Here is a 20,863-nt window from a genome sequence, read left to right as displayed (position 1 = left end):
TCAAACCATGTACTGTTTTTGTTGCATTAACAAAAAGATAAAAAATGGCGCCCCAATGCACCCCATTACCACGCCAACAGGTAGCTCTATCGGCATAAATAAGGTACGAGCCAACAAATCAGCCAGTAATAAAAAGCACGCACCAAGTAAACCAGAAAGTGGTAGCAAATAGCGATGGTCAGGTCCAACGAGTAAACGAATTAAGTGCGGTACCACCAACCCAACAAAACCAATTAAACCCACGCAAGCTACGCTGACTCCAACCGCTAAAGCTGTCAACACCACTAATGTATATTTTAACCTTTGCACATCAACGCCCAAGTGACGCGCTTCTGACTCGCCAAGTAATAATGCATTTAAAGGCTTGGCAACGGGCATAATAAAAGCAAATAATGCCATGCTAACCAGGGAGCAAAGGCTAACCATGACCCAGTTAGCTCCAACCAAACTGCCTAATTGCCATGCGACGATATTGCGCAATACAGTGTCATCAGCAAAATAAGACAAAATCGCAATCCCAGCTCCCGCGAGTGCTGTAACAGCAATCCCTGCCAATAACATCACGCTAACCGACGTACCATGACGAGTCGATGCAATGCGGAGCACTAAAAAAGTAACAATCAAGCCCCCTAAAAAAGCAAACAAAGCCACTAGCAGTTCAGTACTGAGCGTCGAGGTAAAAGGAATCACTAAACTGCTGAGAAAGATAGCTCCCGCCGCCCCCAATGCCGCACCACTTGAAACGCCAATGATGGCAGGATCTGCAAGCGCATTACGAAACAACCCTTGCATCATAGCGCCACATAACGCCAAATTAGCTCCCACCAACAGGCACAACAAGGTACGAGGTAAACGTAAGTTTTGCATCACCATGATATGTGTGGCGGTTATTTCAGGAAATGCCTGTGGCACTAACAGCGCCCCTAAGGTTTGCAAGCTTTGCCAAGGACTGAAAGAAAGCGGGCCGATCATGAGAGAAAACAGCATGATAGCCAATAAGCTTACACTTAATATAATAAATACAACGGGAGCTCGACTTATTTTCACTATCACTCTGGCACAGACTCATAAGGTGGCGCTATGATAACACTAGCAAACACTTAGCTGGGAAAAAACCGCTCAGTTACGACCACATTTGATGATTGAGGAAGCCATGGTCATGACAGAAAAAGTCAGAATCGCATTAGTGGGATTAGGAGATATAGCGCAAAAGGCTTGGCTCCCCATAGTTTGTCAGCACCCCGAAATTGAGCCTATTTTTTGCACCCGGAATAAAGAGACCTTATCGCAGCTAGCGCAACAGTACCGCGTCAAAGAGACCTATACAGATATAAAAGATGCGATTAATGCAGCCCCTGATGCAATAATGATCCACAGCTCTACCGACAGCCATTTTGCGATAGCCTCTGCTAGCATAAAAGCAGGCATCGCCACCTTAGTCGACAAGCCTATTAGCGATAATATAGAACAAGTTTGCCAGTTAATCGATTTAGCAAAGACAAATAACACGCCTTTGTGCACCGGCTTTAACCGTCGTTTTGCCCCCTTGTTGCAGCCCCTAAAAGGCCACCCTCTCAATCAATTGCGTTGGCAAAAAAATCGTCACAACCTACCCGGCAACATTCGCCAGTTTATTTATGATGACTTTATTCATGTTGTTGACAGCCTGCTCTATTTTGGCCGTCCAGCCACTCCCATAGAGCCACAAATTAGCTTTGTCATGAAAGAACAACAACTGGCTGCCGTGTTTTTACGCATTGCCACCGAAAATACTTTATTAGAAGGCAGCATGAACCGTATCAGCGGGCAAACATTTGAACGAATTGAAGCATTTACAGACAACCAAAACTGGCAAATTGATAATTTACGACAAGGCCAACACTGTAGCGACAACACCATGACCCCCATGTTGTTCTCAGATTGGCAAAGCACACTCTACAAACGTGGATTCGACAATTTATTAGATGCCTGGCTATCTCAGATCAAAAAAAGCCAGCCAGAGCATGATTATTTAGATAGCTTATTAACAACACATAAATTATGTGAAAAGATAGTCAAATATATCGAAGCTAAAATAAACGAATAAGCAGATTGCTGCTATATTCCTATAGAGCTTTGAAATCGCTAAAAACTATTCGCTGCTTGCAGCTTAGTGTCAAATCACACTTAAGTGGATAAGATTATGTCAATTACTAAACGCTTAATAAATAACGATTCGGAATTAGAAATTATCATCCATGGCCGATTTGATTATTCTTTACATCGTGAGTTTAGGGCCTGCTATCAAGACCAGCAGCCTGATTTGGTTTATAACATCAATCTTAGTGAAGCCCAGTACATGGATAGCTCGGCATTGGGGATGATGCTGCTGTTAAAGGAGCACACCGAAAAATCTGAGAATGGCACAGTAAAAATCAGTCACCCTTCTAATACTGTGCTAAAAATTCTAAAAATTGCTCATTTCGATAAACTGATTAAAATAGAAAATTAGTCGTTAGCAAAGAGCAAGCCGCAAGCTATTATTCCTAAGTGAATACACATTGATCACGCCCCAGTGCTTTTGCCCGATACAATGCTTTGTCTGCTTGTTCAACCAACTCAGTTGATAACAACTCCTTGTTAGGAATAATACTGGCCACACCTACGCTGACACTTACAACACCACCAACGTTGCTTGCTTTATGAATAATACCCAGCTTTTTAACTCCCTCTAAAATATTATCCGCCACTGCATGTACAGCTGCCTCTGCCATATTCGGAAGCAAAATAGCAAACTCTTCACCGCCATAGCGAGCAACCACTTCGCCAGCACGACGAGCATGAATAAGCAAACTTTGCGCAACACGTTGCAATGTTTTATCGCCCTCAATATGGCCATAACAATCGTTATATTCTTTAAATTTATCGACATCGATCATCAGTAGAGTCAAACGATAGCCATGTCGCTGTGCGCGGTCCCACTCGGCTTGCAGGGAAATATCAAAAAAGCGCCGATTACTTACGCCAGTCAATCCATCCATCATAGAAAGGCGCTCAAGCTGTATGTTGGCAGACTCTAATGCACGGTTTGCACTCTCTAAAGCATAGTTTGCCGATGCTAACTCCGCGGTACGCTCTAACACCCTTTGTTCTAACTCTTTGTTAAACTGAACTAACTTCTCGTCTTGACGTTTTCTAAAAATCAGCTGAGATAGGTTTGCTGCATACAGCTTAAGTACTTCTTTATGATGTAATTCCAGTGGCTTTTGGTTAATCAAATTATCGACAGCAATCCAACCCAATGCTTGATCGCCGTCCCATAAAGCGACCATAGCGTTCCATCCCCGCCCAACATCTTTTTTATTGTGCTGCAACGCGGTATCTTCTATTACAATAACGTAGTCTTTACGTCGCAGGGTTTCTTGTACCACGGGGTGTTCTGGAATCGGGCTACTAAAATATGACTCATTCACCACTTTGCCATTTTCATCGGTGCCATAGGTACCAAACATTTTATTTGACTCATGATCGATCAAAAAAATCGCCATGCGGTCAATTTGCAGGTGCTGCTGTGCTAAGCGTACTGAATTGTAGTAAAGGTCATTCAGTGTGGAGCTTTGAGATAGCTCAATACTCACTCGGTGTAATTGTGTGAGTAACGACAAAAACATCTCAGATTGTGCAACTTTCTCGCCAAGCGCCTTAGCCGTTGTTACATTCTCAGCTTGCGCAAGCTGGGCCTGCTCGGAGAGGTAACGCTTTTCAAACTCTGCACCGATGGTTTGAGCGAACAGTTTGATAATATTCTGTTCATCAAGCTCCAGCGCATCAACATCATGATTGGTTTCTAAAAATAAAATCGCAAATACCATATCGTCATGAAAAATAGGTGCCGCGACCTGTACGCTTTCATGGATATCTAAAGATTGTGTTTGCCAAATATCATCTTCCGCTTGAAAATTAATTTGATATTCAAACTTTTTAGAATAAGCAACTGACTTAATGAAAGATTCAGGTAAGTCAGTGTGTTGACGTAACGTTGAGTCGCCATCGTAAAAAACCACATCATCGCAGCCGTTCTTTTTCGCTAATACTTGAAAGCCTTGATGCACTAAAATAATCGCGCAGTTATCCGCATCACTGTACAATTGCAGCTCATCGAGGGCTTGCTGATATACGCCCGTCATATCGCCAGCTGCAGCCACTTGCTGGTTTAATAATGCAAAAAAACTGTTTTCTTCCATAACATCCAAGCCAGCTTTGTTGGTTCAGCACCTCAACCAATTAGTGCGATAGAGGAGCACTTCTTACACCTGATTATAACAGGCCTTTAAACCAAGGTTTTGACTTCACCTGTTGCAAGCCAAACTAATACATACAATCAATAAAAAACGTTAGCTATAACTTAATTAGGTAATATTTATGACGCTCTTTAATGGCTTTTAATAAAAACCTCAAACTTAACTACAACTAAAATAGCCACCAAAGGCTGTTTGGGGGCCATTCATCGGGTATAATAGCAACACTTTTTTTGCTATAAGCCTCAATATGACCGCGATAAGTTCATCCCCAACCTCAGCTAGCCAAGTGTTAGAAAGAAATATCAGCCAATTTAATGATAAGTCTGTACTCGTTACCGGTGCCATTGAAGACACTTATGCAATTGAATTAGCTAACAGTTGTCGTTCAGTTCACGTGTTTACAACCTACTATTCCGCTTATCAAGCTTTACAACAATCGGATCAGATTGGATTAAGCTTTGGTGCGAGCTTTGCACCAGAAAGCCCACTTGAAGTTGATGCGGCAATATTATATTTACCGAAAACAAAAGCAGAAGTTGACTACCTACTCGCTAATGTTGTGCCACAAATCAAAATAGGTGGGATACTCTATCTCGTCGGCGATAATCGCGGCGGCATAAAATCAGTAGATAAACAATTACAGCCCTACGGTAATAAAGCCATTAAGCTCGACAGTGCACGCCGTTGCAGCTTACTTGCCCTGGAAATATCTCAACAGTGTCAGCCTTTCCAGCTTGACGACTGGCTAACAACCTATCCTTGCGAAGTGAAAGGCGAACACCTCGACATAGTTAGCCTACCAGGTGTATTTAGTGCTAAAGAGCTCGATCTCGGCACGCGTTTACTGTTAGAAAATATCGCCCCTCTGAAAGGAAATGCCTTGGATATCGGCTGTGGTGCAGGGGTTATTGGCAGCTTTTTGCTTAAACAAAACCCTGAGCTAAAAGTTGAAATGACCGATGTAAGTGCACTAGCGGTCGAATCGGCCAAGCTTACCTTGGCAAAAAATGGCCTAAACGCCCATGTATTCCCGAGTGATGTCTATAGCGAAGTCAAACAAAGATATACCACCTTAATATCCAATCCGCCTTTCCATGCTGGATTAAACACCAATTATGGCGCGGTCGAGCAAATAATCGCTGATGCCAAACAGCACCTAAAGATCCGCGGCCGGCTGATTTTAGTGGCGAATAAATTTTTACGTTACGAGCCTTTATTTGAAAAAGCCTTCACCCATTGCGAATTACTTACAGAAACCACTAAGTTTAAGCTTTTGAGCAATTATCCCGATTAATAAACCAGCAACAATCATTCCTAAGCCGCAAAAATAGCGGCTTAGTCCTCATATCCTCCCTTCAACCGCCATTTCTAGATATTAACTATTCACAAAATAAGCAAAAAAAGATAAAACTATTAATAAGTAATAAAAATATCAGAATTCATTTTAGTGTCATGATTTTTTATTCAAATGAACTCACTACACCCGAAAATTCTTGTGCTTATCTAATAACTTAAAATGGAGAACATATGGCCGGTATTCTCGCGATGATCCTCGCGGGAGGGGAAGGAAAACGCCTTCACCCCCTAACAGAAACTCGCTCTAAACCCGCAGTGCCATTCGGAGGCAGCTACCGCTTACTGGACTTTGCACTCAACAATTTTGTTAATGCGGACATTCTAAAAATATACGTGCTGACTCAGTTTAAATCACAATCTCTCAATATCCACCTGCGACAAGCATGGCACCTGTCAGGTATTACAGACCGCTTCATTGACCCCGTTCCGGCGCAACAGCGCATTGGCAAACGTTGGTATGACGGTACCGCCGATGCGATTTACCAAAATGATAAGTCCATTGAAAGTAATGAGCCTGATCAAGTCTGTATTTTCGGCAGTGACCATATCTATAAAATGGATATTCGCCAAATGGTTGATTTCCATAAACGTAAAGCGGCAGAGTTGACCGTTGCGGCAATAAAAGTAACCAAAGATCAAGCCTATCACTTTGGTATTATTGAAGTTGATGAGAATGGCTGCATGATAGGTTTCCAAGAAAAGCCTTCCGTTGAAGAAGCTAAAACCATCCCTGGCGATCCTGAACATGTGTTAGCTTCCATGGGTAACTACATCTTTGAAACCGACACCTTATTAAGTGAATTAAGACGTGATGCCGATTTAGAAGACTCCGAGCATGACTTTGGCAAGGACATCATTCCGCACTTATACCCGCAAGGTAAGGTTTTCGTTTACAACTTTAATGAGAACAAAATTGCTGGTGAGCCGGATGCTGTCTACTGGCGTGATGTGGGCACCTTAGATGCATATTGGGAGGCCCACATGGACTTACTCGATGATGAAGCCCCTTTCTCTTTATATAACCGAAAATGGCCACTTCATACCTATCACCCACCACTGCCACCAGCCACCTTTAAAGACAGTGACGGACATAAAACAAAAGTAAGCCAATCTCTGCTTTCAGCCGGGTGTTTTGTCCTTGGAACCGTGATTGAACGCAGTGTTTTAGGCTTTCACAGCCATATTCGCAGCGGCTCTAAAATTAGCGAAACCGTGATGCTAGGCAGTGTAAAAATAGGTGAAGGCTGCCGAATTACTCGTGCAATTATTGATAAAAACGTTGAAATAGCACCAGGCACCATTATTGGTGAAGATCTAGAGCAAGATAAAGCCCGTTTTACCGTATCTGAAAACGGCATTGTAGTCATCGCGAAAAACTCTAAAGTTGGATTTTAACGATCACTACGCGGAACTGAAGCAGATATCTTAAAGCTTGAGCTACCGCACTGTCTTAATTAACAAATTAGGCAGACTAATCACAACACACTAAGAAAATAATAATAATGGTTGTGAACAGATTGATATAGGGCCAAGGCAGGGGACCCCCCCAAATAAATGAATTAAATTAAGGATGTATTAATGGCACGAATTCTTTCCATGGTGCTGGCTGGCGGTGAAGGCACACGCCTTTATCCACTCACACAATCACGCTCTAAGCCCTCGGTTCCCTTTGGTGGCAGTTATCGTTTGATCGACTTTGCGCTGAACAACTTTGTCAACTCGGACTTTTTACGTATTTACGTATTAACACAATTTAAATCACAATCGCTAAACGTGCATTTACGTAAAGCTTGGCACTTAACTGGCATAACAGATCGCTTTATTGATGCAATACCGGCACAAATGCGCATGGGTAAACGCTGGTATGATGGTACCGCTGACGCTATTTATCAAAATTCACGCTTTATTGAAATTGATGAGCCTGACCATGTATGTATTTTTGGTAGTGACCATATCTATAAGATGGACATCCGTCAGATGGTAGACTTCCATCAACACAATGAGGCTGAGTTGACCGTTGCCGCGATTCAAGTTCCTGTCAGTGAGGCCAACCAGTTTGGCATTATTGAAGTGGATGAAGAAGGTCGCATGATAGGTTTTGAAGAAAAACCAACTTCAAATCCAAAAACTATCCCTGGCGACCCAGATCATGTCTTAGCGTCCATGGGTAACTACGTATTTGAAGCTAAGTGTTTAATGCGTGAATTAAAAAGTGATGCCGAAGACGAAAGCTCTAGCCACGATTTTGGTAAAGATATTATTCCGAAACTTTATCCAAATGGAAAAGTGTTTGTATACAATTTTAACGATAACAAAATTAATGGTGAACAAGAGGGAAGCTATTGGCGTGATGTAGGGACCATAAGTGCTTACTGGCAGGCTCATATGGATTTACTTGAAGATGAGCCACCATTCTCACTATACAATCGTAAATGGCCCTTACACACTTATTATCCACCGCTGCCACCTGCGACCTTTAAAGACTGTGAAAGCCATGAAACTCAAGTAAGCCAATCGTTGGTTTCTGGCGGTTGTTACATTTTGGGCTCAAGTATTGATAAAAGCGTACTTGGCTTTCGCTGCCACATCCGAGCGGGCTCAAGGATCAGCGGAACCATCATGCTAGGTAATACCAAGGTAGGTGAAAACTGCGTCATCCGAAATGCTATCATAGATAAAGATGTTGAGATTGCACCTGGTACCTTGATCGGTGAAGATCTTGAACTCGACCGTCGTCGTTTTACCGTTTCCGATGAGGGGATAGTTGTTATTCCTAAGGGCTCTAAAGTCGGCTTTTAGCCACTCCTAAAGCGGCTGATTGGCCGCTTTTTCGTTTCTAAAATTAGAACTATAAATACAGCGCATCAAAAGGAGCGCATTTTGACCGATACAAAACTAAAAATTCTGTTTGTTGCTTCCGAAGTTGAAGGCTTCGCGAAAACAGGTGGGCTTGCCGATGTGGCCAAAGCACTGCCTCTAGCCTTGCATGAGCATGGCCATGACGTGCGCGTCATGATGCCACTTTATCGCACGGTAAAAGGTGCTGAAACAGCTGAGTTTTTATGTAACCAAACCATGTGCCCTCAAAGTGGCTTGCCTGAAATCCCTTATGCTATAAAACGATTAAAAATGGGTAATGTCCCCGTTTATGGTATCGACAGCCCACATTACTTTGATCGCGCAGGTCTCTACGGCGAAGATGATCATGCTTACAATGATAACGGCGAGCGCTTTGCTTTTTTCTCTCTAGCTATTTTACAAAGCTGTGAAACCTTAGATTTTATTCCCGATATCATTCATTGTAATGATTGGCATACTTCGTTAGTGCCATTTTTACTTAAAACACGCTACCGCGATAATGGCCGTTTTAGTCATACAAAAACGGTCCTCACTTGTCACAACGCAGCTTATCAGGGCATTTTCGATAAGTCCCAACTGAAATTAATTCCAGAAATTAATAGCTGTATGGATCATCAAGTACTAGAGAATTACAGCTACATTAACTACCTCAAAGCAGGGGTACTTTATGCGGACAAAATTAACGCCGTCAGTCCTAACTATGCCTCTGAGCTTTTAACACCACTTGGCTCACATGGCATGTCGCATTGCTTTGTTAATCGAATCCGAGACTTTGAAGGCATTATCAACGGCTGCGATTACAATGACTGGAATCCTGAGGTTGATCCGCATCTACCACAAAACTATTCAGCCCAAGATTTATCCGGCAAAGCCGTTTGTAAAGCCAAGCTACAACAAGAGGTTGGCTTAGCACAATCAGATAAAGCCATCTTTGGTATGGTGTGCCGCTTAACCGAGCAAAAAGGCTTTAATATTTTACTGCCAGCATTAGAAGATTTATTGCTGCACGATATTCAGCTCATTATTGTCGGCACTGGCGATCCCGCTATCACAGGTCATTTACGTTCATTAGAGCAACATCATCCTGAGAAATTTAAGTTTGTGAATACCTATAGTGACTACCTTTCTCACTTGGTGGAAGCCGGAGCTGACTTTTTCTTAATGCCATCCTTATTTGAACCTTGTGGTTTAAACCAGTTATACAGCTTAGCTTATGGCACCTTGCCGATTGTACGGGGTGTTGGCGGGCTAAAAGATACAGTGAATGACTACGATCAAGACAATGATAACGGCAACGGCTTTATGTTTTATGAACCAGAGCCCGTTGATTTAATTAACCTATTACGCCGGGTTTTATTGCTTTACATAGAGCGCCCAGATGAAATTACAAGGTTGAAAACACAAGCAATGCAGTCTCATTTCTACTGGTCTGAATCGGTTATTCAATACGAACGTTTGTATGCCAAAGCTCTAGAACGTTACGCTTTATGACCAGCATAATGAATATGCATCATGCTAAAGGCATTTTGTAGATGTTTGGGTATACTTAAAAAATCACATATAAGCAGGGTTTATTATGGCACTTGGTATTGATGTACATAACTTCACAGAAAGATTCGTAAGCGAACGCTTTAAACAGCTCGACTTATATAGTCGATTTGATAGTGAATTTTTAGAAGATTTAGCCTGTATTGTGCTAAATAAATTACCTGTCCATTACATTCGATACGATGTCGATATGTATAACTACATGAAAGATGAAGATAAAACATCTTTAAAGCAAAAAGTTGAAGCTGCCGTTGATGAATCTATTGCGTTTTTGTTTGATGAAAAAAAAATCAAATTCAGCCGCGAACCAAAAGATACTGAATAATAACTCTGATTAGTTAAATCCAGCGTGTTCGAATGCCAACAATATCGCCAATGCAAATAAGGTAAACATTGGCGATATAAGTATAAACGGGCGCATCGAAGGTACCATTAGCAATACAGGAGCGATTAAAATACACACGGCAACTAAAACGTTCATCTCCATAAAACCCTTTTGTTACTTCTGCTCAAAAAACAATAAAGACAATCACTTAGTTTCGTCTATGCTTAAATAAATGGATATGGAAAACACTTTAATGATAATAATTACTATTAGCAAGTTGTTTTGGAGGTGAATATGTTTGTAGTTTTATATCAATGGCAGCTTACTCCTGAACGCCTAAGATCCTTCCAAGAAGGTTGGACTGAAATCGTTCATCGTAATATTGAAAAATACGGTGCCTTAGGCTCCAAACTACATAAAGGAAGTGACAATAATTGGTATTCTTATAGCCAGTGGACCAGTAAAGCATGCTGGGAAGCGGCATTTAATATGGATGATTCCCATCAAGAAGCTCGAAAGAAAATGGTCAGTGCAATTTTGCGAAGCTATCCACCTGTGCTAATGACCCCCATCTTAGACCACTTAGTCAGTGATGAAATGGTTACTCCGCCCTACTTATAATAAAATGAACGCAAAAAAAAAGCCTCAACATAAGTTGAGGCTTTTTTTAAAAATGGTGCCCGAGGGCGGACTTGAACCGCCACTTCCGAAGAAACCTGATTTTGAATCAGGCGTGTCTACCAATTTCACCACTCGGGCTAACAATTTGGGTTTAGCCTAAACGCTATTCCCTGTTAAGTGTTGCCGATTATACTCAAGGCAAACGCCTTGGCAAGTGCTTTTATGCCAATCTGTTTGACAATCAAATCAACCGCTCACTTATTCAGCAATTCAGCAATTTTAATGACCTATCACACTGCTAAATCAAATAAATTTGCTACAATCACCGCTCCAAAATCTAGCACTGTTATTTGGCGCTCCATAATCTGACACTATTATTTAAAGTAGACGAACGATGAAAAAAAATAAGAAGAATAAGACTGCAACCCCTAGCAAGCCAGTGAACCCCTTTATCGGTCTGCCATCTGCGGGTTTAGGGCGACGTTTGGGCGCACTCATATACGATGCACTGGTGGTTATAGCTGTGATGCTATTTTCCGCAGCACTGGGCGCCGTGGTAGCCATTCTATTGGAAAAGATGGGGCTTATTTCAACCGCGGGTCATGTCGATATGGCAGCTTACTTAAGCCATAACATTTTCTATCAACTTTGGATTTGGTTTGTATTTATTAGCTTTTATGTGTTCTTTTGGACTCGAGGAGGGCAAACCATTGGCATGCGAGCATGGCGCTTGCGTGTCCAAAATGAAGATGGTAGCCCAATAACTAAATCACAAGCGGTGATCCGATTAGCGACCGCAACCTGTGGCCTAGGTAACTTATTCGTGCCATTCAACAAGCCTAAACACCGTAGCTTCCAAGATCATTGGGCTGAATGTGAAGTAGTAGTATTAACAAAAGAATTGAACCAGCGAGTCACAATCAAAGGGATTAAGTGGTACTAACCAGCAAGCTCCGACAAACAAAAGGTCACCCTTGGGTGACCTTTTGTGTTTAAACGATGGTTGTTTTAGCTTTGCCGTTTAAGTAAGAAGGCAGAAAGTAAAATAAAACCGAAGCTTGGCGCAAGCGCACCAATAAAAGGTGGAATGTTAAAAACCAAACTAACAGGGCCAAACATTTCATTAGAAACATAAAATGTAAAACCAACGACTATCCCCATCATTAATCTGGCCCCCATTGTTACCGTACGCAACGGACCAAAAATAAACGAAATCGCCAATAACATAGTTACCAATACCGTAAATGGCACCATTACCGCACGCCACAATGCTAACTCGTAACGGCTAGCATCTTGTCGGTTAGTTTTTAAATAATCAATATAAGCCCATAAGTTTCGCATCGACATATCTTCGGGTTTGATCGTAACCACACTTAATTTATCTGGCGTTAGGCTAGACTGCCAAATTTCTTGTTCGATTGATGTAGATGTAACGGACTGCTCATTGAAGAAGGTTTTTTGAATATTAAATGCCTGCCAACCTTGCTCGGTAAACTCAGCTCTTTCGGCATGTACAGACTGGCTTAGCTTTAATTCATCATCAAACACAAATACTTTAACATCAAACACTTGTGTTTTATTTCTCACTTCACCGATACTAACAAAATTATCTCCGTCTTTAGCCCACACGCCGTATTGCGAACTAATGACATTGCCGCCATAAGTCGCCCCTCGTCGTAGCTCTTTCGCTGCCGTTTCAGACACTGGCGAAACAAACTCGCCAATCACCATCACTAAGACCATAATCGGTACTGCAGTTTTTAATACCGACAGCGCAATGCGCATTTTTGATATGCCAGCAGCCTGCATCACCACCAATTCACTACTACTAGCAAGAGAGCCCAAACCAACTAAAGAGCCAAGTAATGCCGCCATCGGAAAAAATAACTCTATTTCTTTCGGCATTTTAAGTAACACATATAACCCGGCAAGCATCACATCGTAATCGCCCTCACCCACTTTACCCAGCTGCTCTACAAACTTGATAATGGCACTTAACCCAACTAACGTGAGCAAACACAATAACGTTGCAGCAATAATGGTACGGCCAATATAACGATCAAGAATCCCCATTATCTTTCACCTTTTCCTGAGCTTGCCACTGTCTTGGCTGTTTTGTTAAATAACTGAGCAATCGCAGGAGCATCTTTAATGTTGAGATAGATGCCCACCAATAAGAAAATCCCTTGTACTAGCCACATACTTAACAGAGGTAAAGTCTTATCTTCAATGCCACTACGACTTGCACTGAGTAATAGAAAATAGGATAAATAAATCAACAGGGCAGGAAATAACTTAGCATAACGACCCTGACGAGGGTTCACCACCGCCATCGGCACCACTATAAACGTGAGGATCAAAATAGAAATAGGCAGCGCAATACGCCATTGCAGCTCCACTTGCTCCGCTAAGTCCTTGGAGCCAATTAGCTCAGCAGTGGGAATAGTATCAACCTTACGCCGACTCTCCTTTACCTCACGGCTTTCTAGTACCATGGAAAAGCTATCAAACTCAGTGATCTGGTAATCTTTTTGTCCCTGTATCCCCTCATAACGTTGGCCGTCATATAAGGTCAGAATTTCAGCGCCTTTCTTTTCTACCACCTTACCAGTGCGGGCAGTCAGCACCGACGGTCGCTGCTCTCCTTCCTTGGGCCAGTGAGCAGCAAAAATTTTACTTAAATTGTAACCTTCGGAATAATTTTCAACATAAACGACTCCCGAGCCATCCGGTGCAGAGTGAAAACGACCTTCGATTAAAGTGGCAAGTCCAGCATCAGCCTGTGCCTCCTCAATCACTTGCCGCTCTTTTAAGTTCGCTGCAGGCGAAATATAAAAAGTAATGTAGGCCGCAAAGGCAGCGGTGATAAGCGCTAATACCATGGTCGCGTTTAGCACATTTCTGGGGCTATAGCCACAGGCCGTCATCACCACCATTTCACTTTCTGCGTGCAGCCGCCCATGAGCAAACAACACCGCAATAAATAAACTTATGGGAATCATTAAGGTGCCGAGTGAAGGCAGATTTAACCACAAAATGGTCATCACCAAGTCGGCAGGAATATTACCATTGACCGCATCAGCCAATACCCGAACAAATTTTTGGCTAATAAAAATCAATAGTAAAATGAACAACACAGCAATTTGTGTCTTGGCTGTTTCTTTTAATAAATAACGGAAAAGAATCACGAGCATTCCTAGCTAAACTTGTGTTTTTACTGGCGTAGACCTGTATTTTAGGTAAACTTATTATTTTTAGCACTTACTAAATCAAACACAAAAGCGAATATTGGCCTTCAGCGCCGTTTTGATATGCGAAAAATAGCAGCTTTTGACCTCATAATGAAGGAGAGTCCATGGAGTTTAGCGTAAAAAGTGGCAGCCCAGAGAAACAGCGCAGCGCCTGTATTGTGGTGGGTGTATTTGAACCTCGCCGCCTGACTCCCGTTGCTGAGCAGTTAGATAAAGTGAGTGATGGCTATTTAAGTGCTTTATTGCGCCGCGGTGATCTTGAAGGCAAAGCCGGACAGATGCTGCTATTACACCATGTACCAAACATGCTCAGTGAGCGCGTACTTCTTGTTGGTTGTGGTAAAGAGCGCGAACTCGATGAGCGCCAATACAAACAAATTATTCGTAAAACCATTGGTACCCTGAATGAAACAGGCTCAATGGAAGCGGTCTGTTTTTTGACAGAGTTACATGTCAAAAGTCGTGACACCTACTGGAAAGTACGCCAAGCCGTCGAAGCGGCAGATGACAGTCTCTACACTTTTAATCAATTAAAAAGTAACCCAGGTGAAACCCGCCGCCCATTACGCAAACTGGTCTTTAATGTGCCAACACGTAAAGAGCTAGGCTTAGGCGAAAGTGCCATTGCTCATGGCTTAGCTGTCGCGCGCGGTGTTAAAAAGTGTAAAGATCTTGGCAACCTACCGCCCAACATTTGTAACCCTGACTACCTTGCCACGCAATCACTGCAGTTAGCGGAAAAATACGACACTATCACCACTAAGGTTATTGGCGAGCAAGAAATGGCCGAACTAGGAATGAATTCATACCTAGCCGTAGGGCGTGGCTCGCATAATGAATCGAAAATGTCGATTATTGAATATAAACAAGGCGACGCATCCGGTAAGCCCATTGTACTCGTGGGCAAAGGCTTAACTTTTGATGCTGGCGGCATTTCATTAAAACCCGGCGCTGGCATGGATGAAATGAAATATGACATGGGCGGCGCTGCCAGTGTATTTGGTACTATGCTCGCTTTAGCTGAGCTGGATTTACCGTTACATGTCATTGGCGTCATCGCAGCGGCAGAAAACATGCCAGACGCAAATGCCTATCGCCCAGGGGATATCTTAACGACGATGTCAGGGCAAACGGTAGAAGTACTCAACACTGATGCTGAAGGCCGCCTAGTATTATGTGACGCCCTAACCTATGTTGAACGCTTTGAACCAGAGCTAGTCATTGATGTCGCCACCTTAACTGGCGCTTGTATTGTTGCATTGGGCCACCACATCACGGGTTTAATGAGCAGCCATAACCCGCTGGCCCATGAATTAATCAATGCTTCCGAACAAGCTGGCGATCGCGCTTGGCGTTTGCCAATGGCCGATGAATACCAAGAGCAACTCGAAAGCCCCTTTGCAGATATGGCTAACATCGGCGGTAAGTCAGCTGGGACAATCACCGCAGCTTGCTTTTTAGCGCGCTTTACTAAGAAATACCATTGGGCTCATTTAGACATAGCGGGCACAGCTTGGCGCAGTGGCGGCAAAGATAAGGGCTCGACCGGGCGACCCGTGCCCATGCTGACACAGTTTTTAATCAATAAAAGCGGCGTCAGCGTCGAAGAATAATGACTCAAGGGCTGTTTTACCTAATGAGTCAGGCAAATGAGCCGGAAGTTAACCTTCCGGCTCATTTTGCTTATGCTTGCCAATTGGCGGCATATCACTACCAACAAGGGCAAAAAGTATTTATCGCCACCGACAATCAAGCCGATGCATTTTTACTCGATGAATACTTATGGCAATTTAGTGGCGACAGTTTTGTGCCACATAATTTAACAGGCGAACCACCCTATTACGGCACGCCAGTTGAAATAGGCTGGCAAAAATCAAAACAAAGACGACAAGTACTGATTAACTTGCGTAAAATAGCGCCAGAATTTGCAACTGAGTTTGCACAAGTGGTAGATTTCGTCCCTATAGACGAACTGCTCAAGCAGCAAGCTCGGCAACGTTATGTCACATACAAACAATGGGGCATAACGCTTGCAACCACTCAACTGGAATAAGCGTCCACGGTATGTTATGCCAACGCCTAATAACCAGTAACGAATACCGCCGACAGAGAGCATTCTCTGGCTAAGAGCTAACCCGACATGCAAGCTGTTTACTTGCATGGCATTAATTTGACAGAAGCTGACACTGAATATGGAAAAGACCTATAACCCTCAATCAATTGAGCAAAAGCATTACCAAAACTGGGAACAGAAAGGCTATTTCAAACCCCATGGTGATACCACCCAAGACAGCTACTGCATCATGATCCCGCCGCCAAACGTCACTGGTAGCCTGCATATGGGTCATGCCTTCCAAGATACGATCATGGATACCTTAGTACGTTACCAACGTATGAAAGGAAAAAACACACTGTGGCAAGTAGGCACCGACCACGCAGGGATCGCCACGCAAATGGTGGTTGAGCGTAAAATTGCCGCCGAAGAAGGCAAAACTAAAAATGATTACGGCCGTGAAGCCTTTATTGAAAAAATTTGGGATTGGAAAGCCGAGTCAGGTGGCACCATCACCAAGCAACTACGTCGCCTTGGTGCCTCGGTAGACTGGGATCGTGAACGTTTCACCATGGATCCGGGCATGTCAAAAGCGGTACAAGAAGTATTCGTAAAGCTATTCCAAGAAGATTTAATCTATCGCGGTAAGCGCTTAGTCAACTGGGATCCAAAACTGCACACCGCTATTTCTGACTTGGAAGTTGAAAACCAAGAGAAAAAAGGCTTTATGTGGCATTTCCGCTATCCATTAGCCGATGGCGCAACCACAGCAGATGGTAAAGATTACATTATTGTCGCCACCACGCGTCCTGAAACCATGCTGGGAGATACTGGTGTCGCCGTCAACCCAGAAGATCCACGCTACCAAAGCCTGATTGGTAAATTTATTGAATTACCTCTAGTAGGCCGCCGCATTCCTATCGTTGCTGATGAGCATGCCGATATGGAAAAAGGCACGGGTTGTGTAAAAATTACTCCAGCTCATGATTTTAATGACTATGAGGTAGGTAAACGTCATCAACTACCGATGATTAATATCCTGACCTTCAACGCAGAAATTCGCGACAGCGCCGAAGTGTTTAACACCAATGGTGAAAAATCAGATGCTTACAGCACTGAATTGCCAGCGCAATTTCAAGGCCTCGAGCGCTTTGCCGCGCGTAAAGCCGTGGTTGCAGCATTAGATGAACTGGGCTTATTAGACGAAGTCAAAGATCACGATTTAACCATTCCTTACGGCGACCGTGGTGGCGTGGTGATCGAGCCAATGCTGACTGACCAGTGGTATGTACGTGTTGCACCGCTAGCCAAAACCGCCACTGAAGCAGTTGAAAATGGTGATATTCAGTTTGTGCCTAAGCAATACGAGAACATGTACTTTTCTTGGATGCGTGACGTACAAGACTGGTGTATCTCACGCCAACTTTGGTGGGGCCATCGCATTCCAGCTTGGTATGATGATAAAGGCGGCGTGTACGTAGGCCATGACGAAGCACAAGTTCGTAGCGAAAATAACATCCCTGCCGATGTTGCACTGCGCCAAGATGATGACGTACTCGATACCTGGTTTTCATCCGCCCTGTGGACCTTCTCAACCTTAGGTTGGCCAGACGATACGGAAGCCCTAAAAACCTTCCACCCTACCGATGTGTTGGTCACCGGTTTTGACATCATTTTCTTCTGGGTGGCACGCATGATCATGATGACTATGCACTTCATCAAAGATGAGAATGGCAAACCTCAAGTGCCGTTTAAAACCGTTTATGTTACTGGTCTTATTCGCGATGAAAACGGCGATAAGATGTCAAAGTCTAAAGGTAACGTACTCGATCCATTAGACATGATTGATGGCATCGACTTAGAAAGTTTAGTGAATAAACGCTGCGGCAACATGATGCAACCACAGCTGGCGGCAAAAATCGAAAAGAACACTCGCAAAGCTTTCCCTGAAGGCATTGAAACCCACGGCACCGATGCCCTGCGTTTCACCCTAGCGGCACTGGCCTCAACTGGCCGTGACATTAACTGGGACATGAAGCGTTTAGAAGGCTACCGCAACTTCTGTAACAAGCTTTGGAACGCCAGTAACTATGTGTTCATGCACACCGAAGACCAAGACTTAGCAGGCGCGGGCGAATTTAGCTTGGCGGATCGCTGGATCCAAGGTCAACTACAAAAAACCATCAAAACCTACCGCGATCACCTTGATGCCTACCGTTTTGACCTAGCGGCAAACACTTTATACGACTTTACCTGGAACGAGTTCTGTTCCTGGTACTTAGAGCTAACCAAACCAGTGCTGTTTAAAGGTACGCCAGAGCAGCAACGTGGTACCCGTCAAACCTTGGTTGACGTGTTAGAAACGCTACTGCGTTTAGCACATCCTATGCTGCCTTATATCACTGAAGAGATTTGGCTACGCGTGAAGCCACTCGCAGGTAAAACGGGCGATACCATCATGCTGGAAGCCTTCCCAGAATGTGATGACAGCAAACTCGATGCCACTGCAATTGCCGATTTAGAATGGGTTAAGCAGGTGATCCTCGCGGTACGTAATATTCGTGGTGAAATGGACATTAGCCCTAACCTGCCACTGAATGCGTTACTTAAAAATGCATCCGCTGAAGATCAACGCCGCTTTAACGACAACCGTAGTTTCTTAAACTCGCTAGCAAAATTAGAGACAGTCACGGTACTGCAAGAAGGCGAAATTGCTCCGGCTTCAGTCACTAATTTAGTTGGCAAAATGGAGCTATTAATCCCAATGGCGGGCTTAATCGATAAAGAAGCAGAGCTGGCACGTTTAGCGAAACAAGCCGAGAAAGTGGCTAAAGATCTTGATAAGGTCACCGCGAAACTAGGCAATGAGAAATTTGTTGGTAAAGCGCCGGAAGAGGTTATCGCCAAAGAGCGTGCCAAGCAGGAAGAGCTGCAAGGTACACTCGATAAAATTACCGAGCAACAGGCGACCATCGCTGCGTTGTAATTGCTCAATTAATCGCATTTTTCAAGGTCACCTTCGGGTGGCCTTTTTATTGCCTACATCAACTGACAGACCCGACATCCCCTTTTCTGAACCAAATCTTCCCAATAAGAAAACAAAGCTAAGTTATTGATATTAAATACGTGTCACCTTAGTGTCACTTGCATGTCGTGGTTAAAAAGGTATGCTCTAGTAACCTTAGAGGCATGAAAGGATAACAGGATGTCGAAACCCAATATGATTAAAACATATCGCTTACAAAAGGCTTGGTCGCAAGAGCAACTATCGGAATTTAGTGGCGTCAGTGTACGCACCATTCAACGCTTAGAAAAAGGCGGACAAGGTGCACTTGAGACACTAAAAGCCATTGCGGCAACCTTGGACGTAGACATTCAAAAATTACAGAATATGCCTAACACTGAGGAAGCCAACATGAACACAAGTCAAGCCAGTGAACCACAAGATCCAGAGGCGATAAAACTAGCCCAAGCCAAAGCTGAGGTGCAAGAGCTGAAAGGCTTTTACAGTCACCTTTCAACCTATGTCTTGGTCATGTTATTACTTACTGCGATCAATTTATTTTTTAGTCCTGATTACTTTTGGGCAATTTGGCCAATGCTAGGTTGGGGTATCGGCATTGTTAATCATGCTCTAGGCGTATTTAATATTTGGCCAAAATTTGGCAAGGATTGGGAAGAAAAGCAAATTCAAAAACGTCTTAAAAAATAACCCAGCTGTGTAAAATGGGGAGTCCCCCCATTTTACGGTGCCCTTTCAGCAAAATTAATCTTGCTGATCGCGCTTAAATACTAACTCATAAGGCTTAGAGTCTATTTCTGAGAAGAAATACCCATCTAAATCAAACTGCTTAAGTTGTGCCACAGTCGTCAACTGATTTTGAATAATGTAGCGCGCCATTAAGCCGCGCGCCTTTTTCGCGTAAAAACTGATCACCTTGTACTGACCGTTTTTATTATCTTTAAAAACAGGGGTGACTAACTTACCTTTTAAGTCTTTACGTTTTACCGCTTTAAAGTATTCATTAGATGCTAAGTTAACCACCAGTTCATCACCTTGCTCTGCAAGGGCTTGGTTAACTTTGTCGGTAATTATATCGCCCCAAAATTCATACAAATTTTTACCGCGAGCGGTATCCAATTTTGTGCCCATTTCTAGGCGATAGGGTTGCATTAGATCTAACGGTTTCAGTAAGCCATAAAGGCCAGACAGCATCCGTAAATGCTGCTGAGCAAAGGCAAAGTCTTGCTCGCTAAAACTCGCCGCATCTAATCCGGTATAAACATCCCCTTTAAACGCAAGCAAGGCTTGGCGTGAGTTTTCTAAGTTAAACTCAGGTTGCCACTCAGCAAATCGCGCCGCATTTAAACCAGCTAATTTGTCGCTGATTTTCATCAACTGTGAAATTTGCAATGGCGTCAGCTCACGGCAACGTTTGATCAACTCATGGCTGTGCGCAACAAATTCAGGCTGACTAAAAGTGTCTGTCGCTAAAGGAGATTCATAATCTAAGGTTTTTGCAGGAGAAATTAGCACTAACATAACAACAATACTCTTTTTATAAGCAAT

Annotated in this window: 18 protein-coding genes and 1 tRNA gene; 13 read left to right on the top strand and 6 right to left on the bottom strand. The window is 43.3% G+C overall.

All coding sequences use genetic code 11. The annotated features are described in order from the left end of the window. Complete coding sequence (locus tag K1M91_RS14770) at positions 1–987, bottom strand: iron ABC transporter permease (RefSeq protein ID WP_232802863.1); 987 nt, start codon at positions 985–987, stop codon at positions 1–3. Positions 988–1,159: 172 nt separating this feature from the next. On the opposite strand from K1M91_RS14770, the gene K1M91_RS14765 reads away from it, so the two are divergent. After that, on the top strand, positions 1,160–2,086 hold the full coding sequence (locus K1M91_RS14765) for a Gfo/Idh/MocA family oxidoreductase (RefSeq protein WP_232802814.1): 927 nt from the start codon (positions 1,160–1,162) through the stop codon (positions 2,084–2,086). A 96-nt stretch (positions 2,087–2,182) separates the two neighbouring features. Next, positions 2,183–2,491, top strand: coding sequence for an STAS domain-containing protein (locus tag K1M91_RS14760; protein WP_232802813.1), 309 nt, complete (start codon positions 2,183–2,185; stop codon positions 2,489–2,491). A 34-nt stretch (positions 2,492–2,525) separates the two neighbouring features. On the opposite strand, the gene K1M91_RS14755 is transcribed toward K1M91_RS14760, so the two are convergent. Beyond that, on the bottom strand, positions 2,526–4,223 hold the full coding sequence (locus K1M91_RS14755) for a sensor domain-containing diguanylate cyclase (RefSeq protein WP_232802812.1): 1,698 nt from the start codon (positions 4,221–4,223) through the stop codon (positions 2,526–2,528). A 304-nt stretch (positions 4,224–4,527) separates the two neighbouring features. Here K1M91_RS14755 and rsmC point away from each other — a divergent pair, with 304 nt between their 5' ends. The 6 genes from rsmC (at position 4,528) to K1M91_RS14725 (ending at position 10,989) form a co-directional block, all read left to right on the top strand. Beyond that, positions 4,528–5,574 (top strand): 16S rRNA (guanine(1207)-N(2))-methyltransferase RsmC, encoded by a 1,047-nt coding sequence (gene rsmC, locus K1M91_RS14750; RefSeq protein WP_232802811.1) that lies wholly within the window; start codon positions 4,528–4,530, stop codon positions 5,572–5,574. A 233-nt stretch (positions 5,575–5,807) separates the two neighbouring features. After that, complete coding sequence (gene glgC / locus K1M91_RS14745; RefSeq protein WP_232802810.1) at positions 5,808–7,031, top strand: glucose-1-phosphate adenylyltransferase; 1,224 nt, start codon at positions 5,808–5,810, stop codon at positions 7,029–7,031. Between the two features lie 183 nt (positions 7,032–7,214). Further along, positions 7,215–8,435 (top strand): glucose-1-phosphate adenylyltransferase, encoded by a 1,221-nt coding sequence (gene glgC, locus K1M91_RS14740; RefSeq protein ID WP_232802809.1) that lies wholly within the window; start codon positions 7,215–7,217, stop codon positions 8,433–8,435. A gap of 81 nt (positions 8,436–8,516) precedes the next feature. Continuing rightward, on the top strand, positions 8,517–9,986 hold the full coding sequence (gene glgA, locus K1M91_RS14735; RefSeq protein ID WP_232802808.1) for a glycogen synthase GlgA: 1,470 nt from the start codon (positions 8,517–8,519) through the stop codon (positions 9,984–9,986). Positions 9,987–10,071: 85 nt separating this feature from the next. Then, the gene (locus tag K1M91_RS14730; protein WP_232802807.1) at positions 10,072–10,368 is read left to right on the top strand and encodes a late competence development ComFB family protein; all 297 of its coding nucleotides are present in this window, start codon (positions 10,072–10,074) and stop codon (positions 10,366–10,368) included. Between the two features lie 294 nt (positions 10,369–10,662). Continuing rightward, complete coding sequence (locus tag K1M91_RS14725; protein ID WP_232802806.1) at positions 10,663–10,989, top strand: antibiotic biosynthesis monooxygenase; 327 nt, start codon at positions 10,663–10,665, stop codon at positions 10,987–10,989. Positions 10,990–11,042: 53 nt separating this feature from the next. On the opposite strand, the gene K1M91_RS14720 is transcribed toward K1M91_RS14725, so the two are convergent. After that, positions 11,043–11,127 (bottom strand) — tRNA-Leu (locus tag K1M91_RS14720). Positions 11,128–11,383: 256 nt separating this feature from the next. On the opposite strand from K1M91_RS14720, the gene K1M91_RS14715 reads away from it, so the two are divergent. Next, the gene (locus tag K1M91_RS14715) at positions 11,384–11,932 is read left to right on the top strand and encodes an RDD family protein (RefSeq protein ID WP_232802805.1); all 549 of its coding nucleotides are present in this window, start codon (positions 11,384–11,386) and stop codon (positions 11,930–11,932) included. A 65-nt stretch (positions 11,933–11,997) separates the two neighbouring features. On the opposite strand, the gene lptG is transcribed toward K1M91_RS14715, so the two are convergent. After that, on the bottom strand, positions 11,998–13,062 hold the full coding sequence (gene lptG / locus K1M91_RS14710) for an LPS export ABC transporter permease LptG (RefSeq protein WP_232802804.1): 1,065 nt from the start codon (positions 13,060–13,062) through the stop codon (positions 11,998–12,000). Further along, a complete protein-coding gene (gene lptF / locus K1M91_RS14705; protein WP_232802803.1) occupies positions 13,062–14,177 on the bottom strand; it encodes an LPS export ABC transporter permease LptF in 1,116 nt (371 codons plus the stop codon). Before lptF ends, lptG begins: the two co-directional genes overlap by 1 nt. 167 nt (positions 14,178–14,344) lie before the next feature. On the opposite strand from lptF, the gene pepA reads away from it, so the two are divergent. The 4 genes from pepA (at position 14,345) to K1M91_RS14685 (ending at position 20,005) form a co-directional block, all read left to right on the top strand. Continuing rightward, positions 14,345–15,853, top strand: coding sequence for a leucyl aminopeptidase (gene pepA / locus K1M91_RS14700; RefSeq protein ID WP_232802802.1), 1,509 nt, complete (start codon positions 14,345–14,347; stop codon positions 15,851–15,853). Continuing rightward, positions 15,853–16,293 carry a DNA polymerase III subunit chi gene (locus K1M91_RS14695; protein ID WP_282561156.1) on the top strand — a complete coding sequence of 147 codons (441 nt, stop codon included), beginning with the start codon at positions 15,853–15,855 and terminating at the stop codon, positions 16,291–16,293. Before pepA ends, K1M91_RS14695 begins: the two co-directional genes overlap by 1 nt. A gap of 139 nt (positions 16,294–16,432) precedes the next feature. Further along, positions 16,433–19,279, top strand: coding sequence for a valine--tRNA ligase (locus K1M91_RS14690; RefSeq protein ID WP_232802800.1), 2,847 nt, complete (start codon positions 16,433–16,435; stop codon positions 19,277–19,279). Positions 19,280–19,498: 219 nt separating this feature from the next. Next, entirely contained in the window at positions 19,499–20,005 is a 507-nt protein-coding gene (locus K1M91_RS14685; protein WP_232802799.1) for a 2TM domain-containing protein, read from the top strand. 54 nt (positions 20,006–20,059) lie between these two features. Here the strand turns inward: K1M91_RS14685 and yaaA are convergent, their stop codons facing one another. Next, a complete protein-coding gene (gene yaaA / locus K1M91_RS14680) occupies positions 20,060–20,836 on the bottom strand; it encodes a peroxide stress protein YaaA (protein WP_232802798.1) in 777 nt (258 codons plus the stop codon). Positions 20,837–20,863: the final 27 nt, after the last annotated feature.

Origin of the sequence: Motilimonas sp. E26, assembly GCF_021278025.1 — a bacterium.
Lineage (GTDB): Bacteria > Pseudomonadota > Gammaproteobacteria > Enterobacterales > CBDFNC01 > Motilimonas.
This window is presented reverse-complemented; position numbering and strand designations above follow the sequence as displayed.

Bases quoted from the DNA above. Each gene is read 5' to 3' on its own strand.
- glgC (WP_232802810.1), top strand. From the start codon at position 5,808: ATGGCCGGTATTCTCGCGATGATCCTCGCGGGAGGGGAAGGAAAACGC.
- pepA (WP_232802802.1), top strand. From the start codon at position 14,345: ATGGAGTTTAGCGTAAAAAGTGGCAGCCCAGAGAAACAGCGCAGCGCC.
- K1M91_RS14760 (WP_232802813.1), top strand. From the start codon at position 2,183: ATGTCAATTACTAAACGCTTAATAAATAACGATTCGGAATTAGAAATT.
- K1M91_RS14685 (WP_232802799.1), top strand. From the start codon at position 19,499: ATGTCGAAACCCAATATGATTAAAACATATCGCTTACAAAAGGCTTGG.
- glgC (WP_232802809.1), top strand. From the start codon at position 7,215: ATGGCACGAATTCTTTCCATGGTGCTGGCTGGCGGTGAAGGCACACGC.
- K1M91_RS14755 (WP_232802812.1), bottom strand. From the start codon at position 4,223: ATGGAAGAAAACAGTTTTTTTGCATTATTAAACCAGCAAGTGGCTGCA.
- K1M91_RS14765 (WP_232802814.1), top strand. From the start codon at position 1,160: ATGACAGAAAAAGTCAGAATCGCATTAGTGGGATTAGGAGATATAGCG.
- lptG (WP_232802804.1), bottom strand. From the start codon at position 13,062: ATGGGGATTCTTGATCGTTATATTGGCCGTACCATTATTGCTGCAACG.
- K1M91_RS14715 (WP_232802805.1), top strand. From the start codon at position 11,384: ATGAAAAAAAATAAGAAGAATAAGACTGCAACCCCTAGCAAGCCAGTG.
- K1M91_RS14695 (WP_282561156.1), top strand. From the start codon at position 15,853: ATGACTCAAGGGCTGTTTTACCTAATGAGTCAGGCAAATGAGCCGGAA.
- K1M91_RS14725 (WP_232802806.1), top strand. From the start codon at position 10,663: ATGTTTGTAGTTTTATATCAATGGCAGCTTACTCCTGAACGCCTAAGA.
- K1M91_RS14730 (WP_232802807.1), top strand. From the start codon at position 10,072: ATGGCACTTGGTATTGATGTACATAACTTCACAGAAAGATTCGTAAGC.
- rsmC (WP_232802811.1), top strand. From the start codon at position 4,528: ATGACCGCGATAAGTTCATCCCCAACCTCAGCTAGCCAAGTGTTAGAA.
- K1M91_RS14770 (WP_232802863.1), bottom strand. From the start codon at position 987: ATGCTGTTTTCTCTCATGATCGGCCCGCTTTCTTTCAGTCCTTGGCAA.
- yaaA (WP_232802798.1), bottom strand. From the start codon at position 20,836: ATGTTAGTGCTAATTTCTCCTGCAAAAACCTTAGATTATGAATCTCCT.
- K1M91_RS14690 (WP_232802800.1), top strand. From the start codon at position 16,433: ATGGAAAAGACCTATAACCCTCAATCAATTGAGCAAAAGCATTACCAA.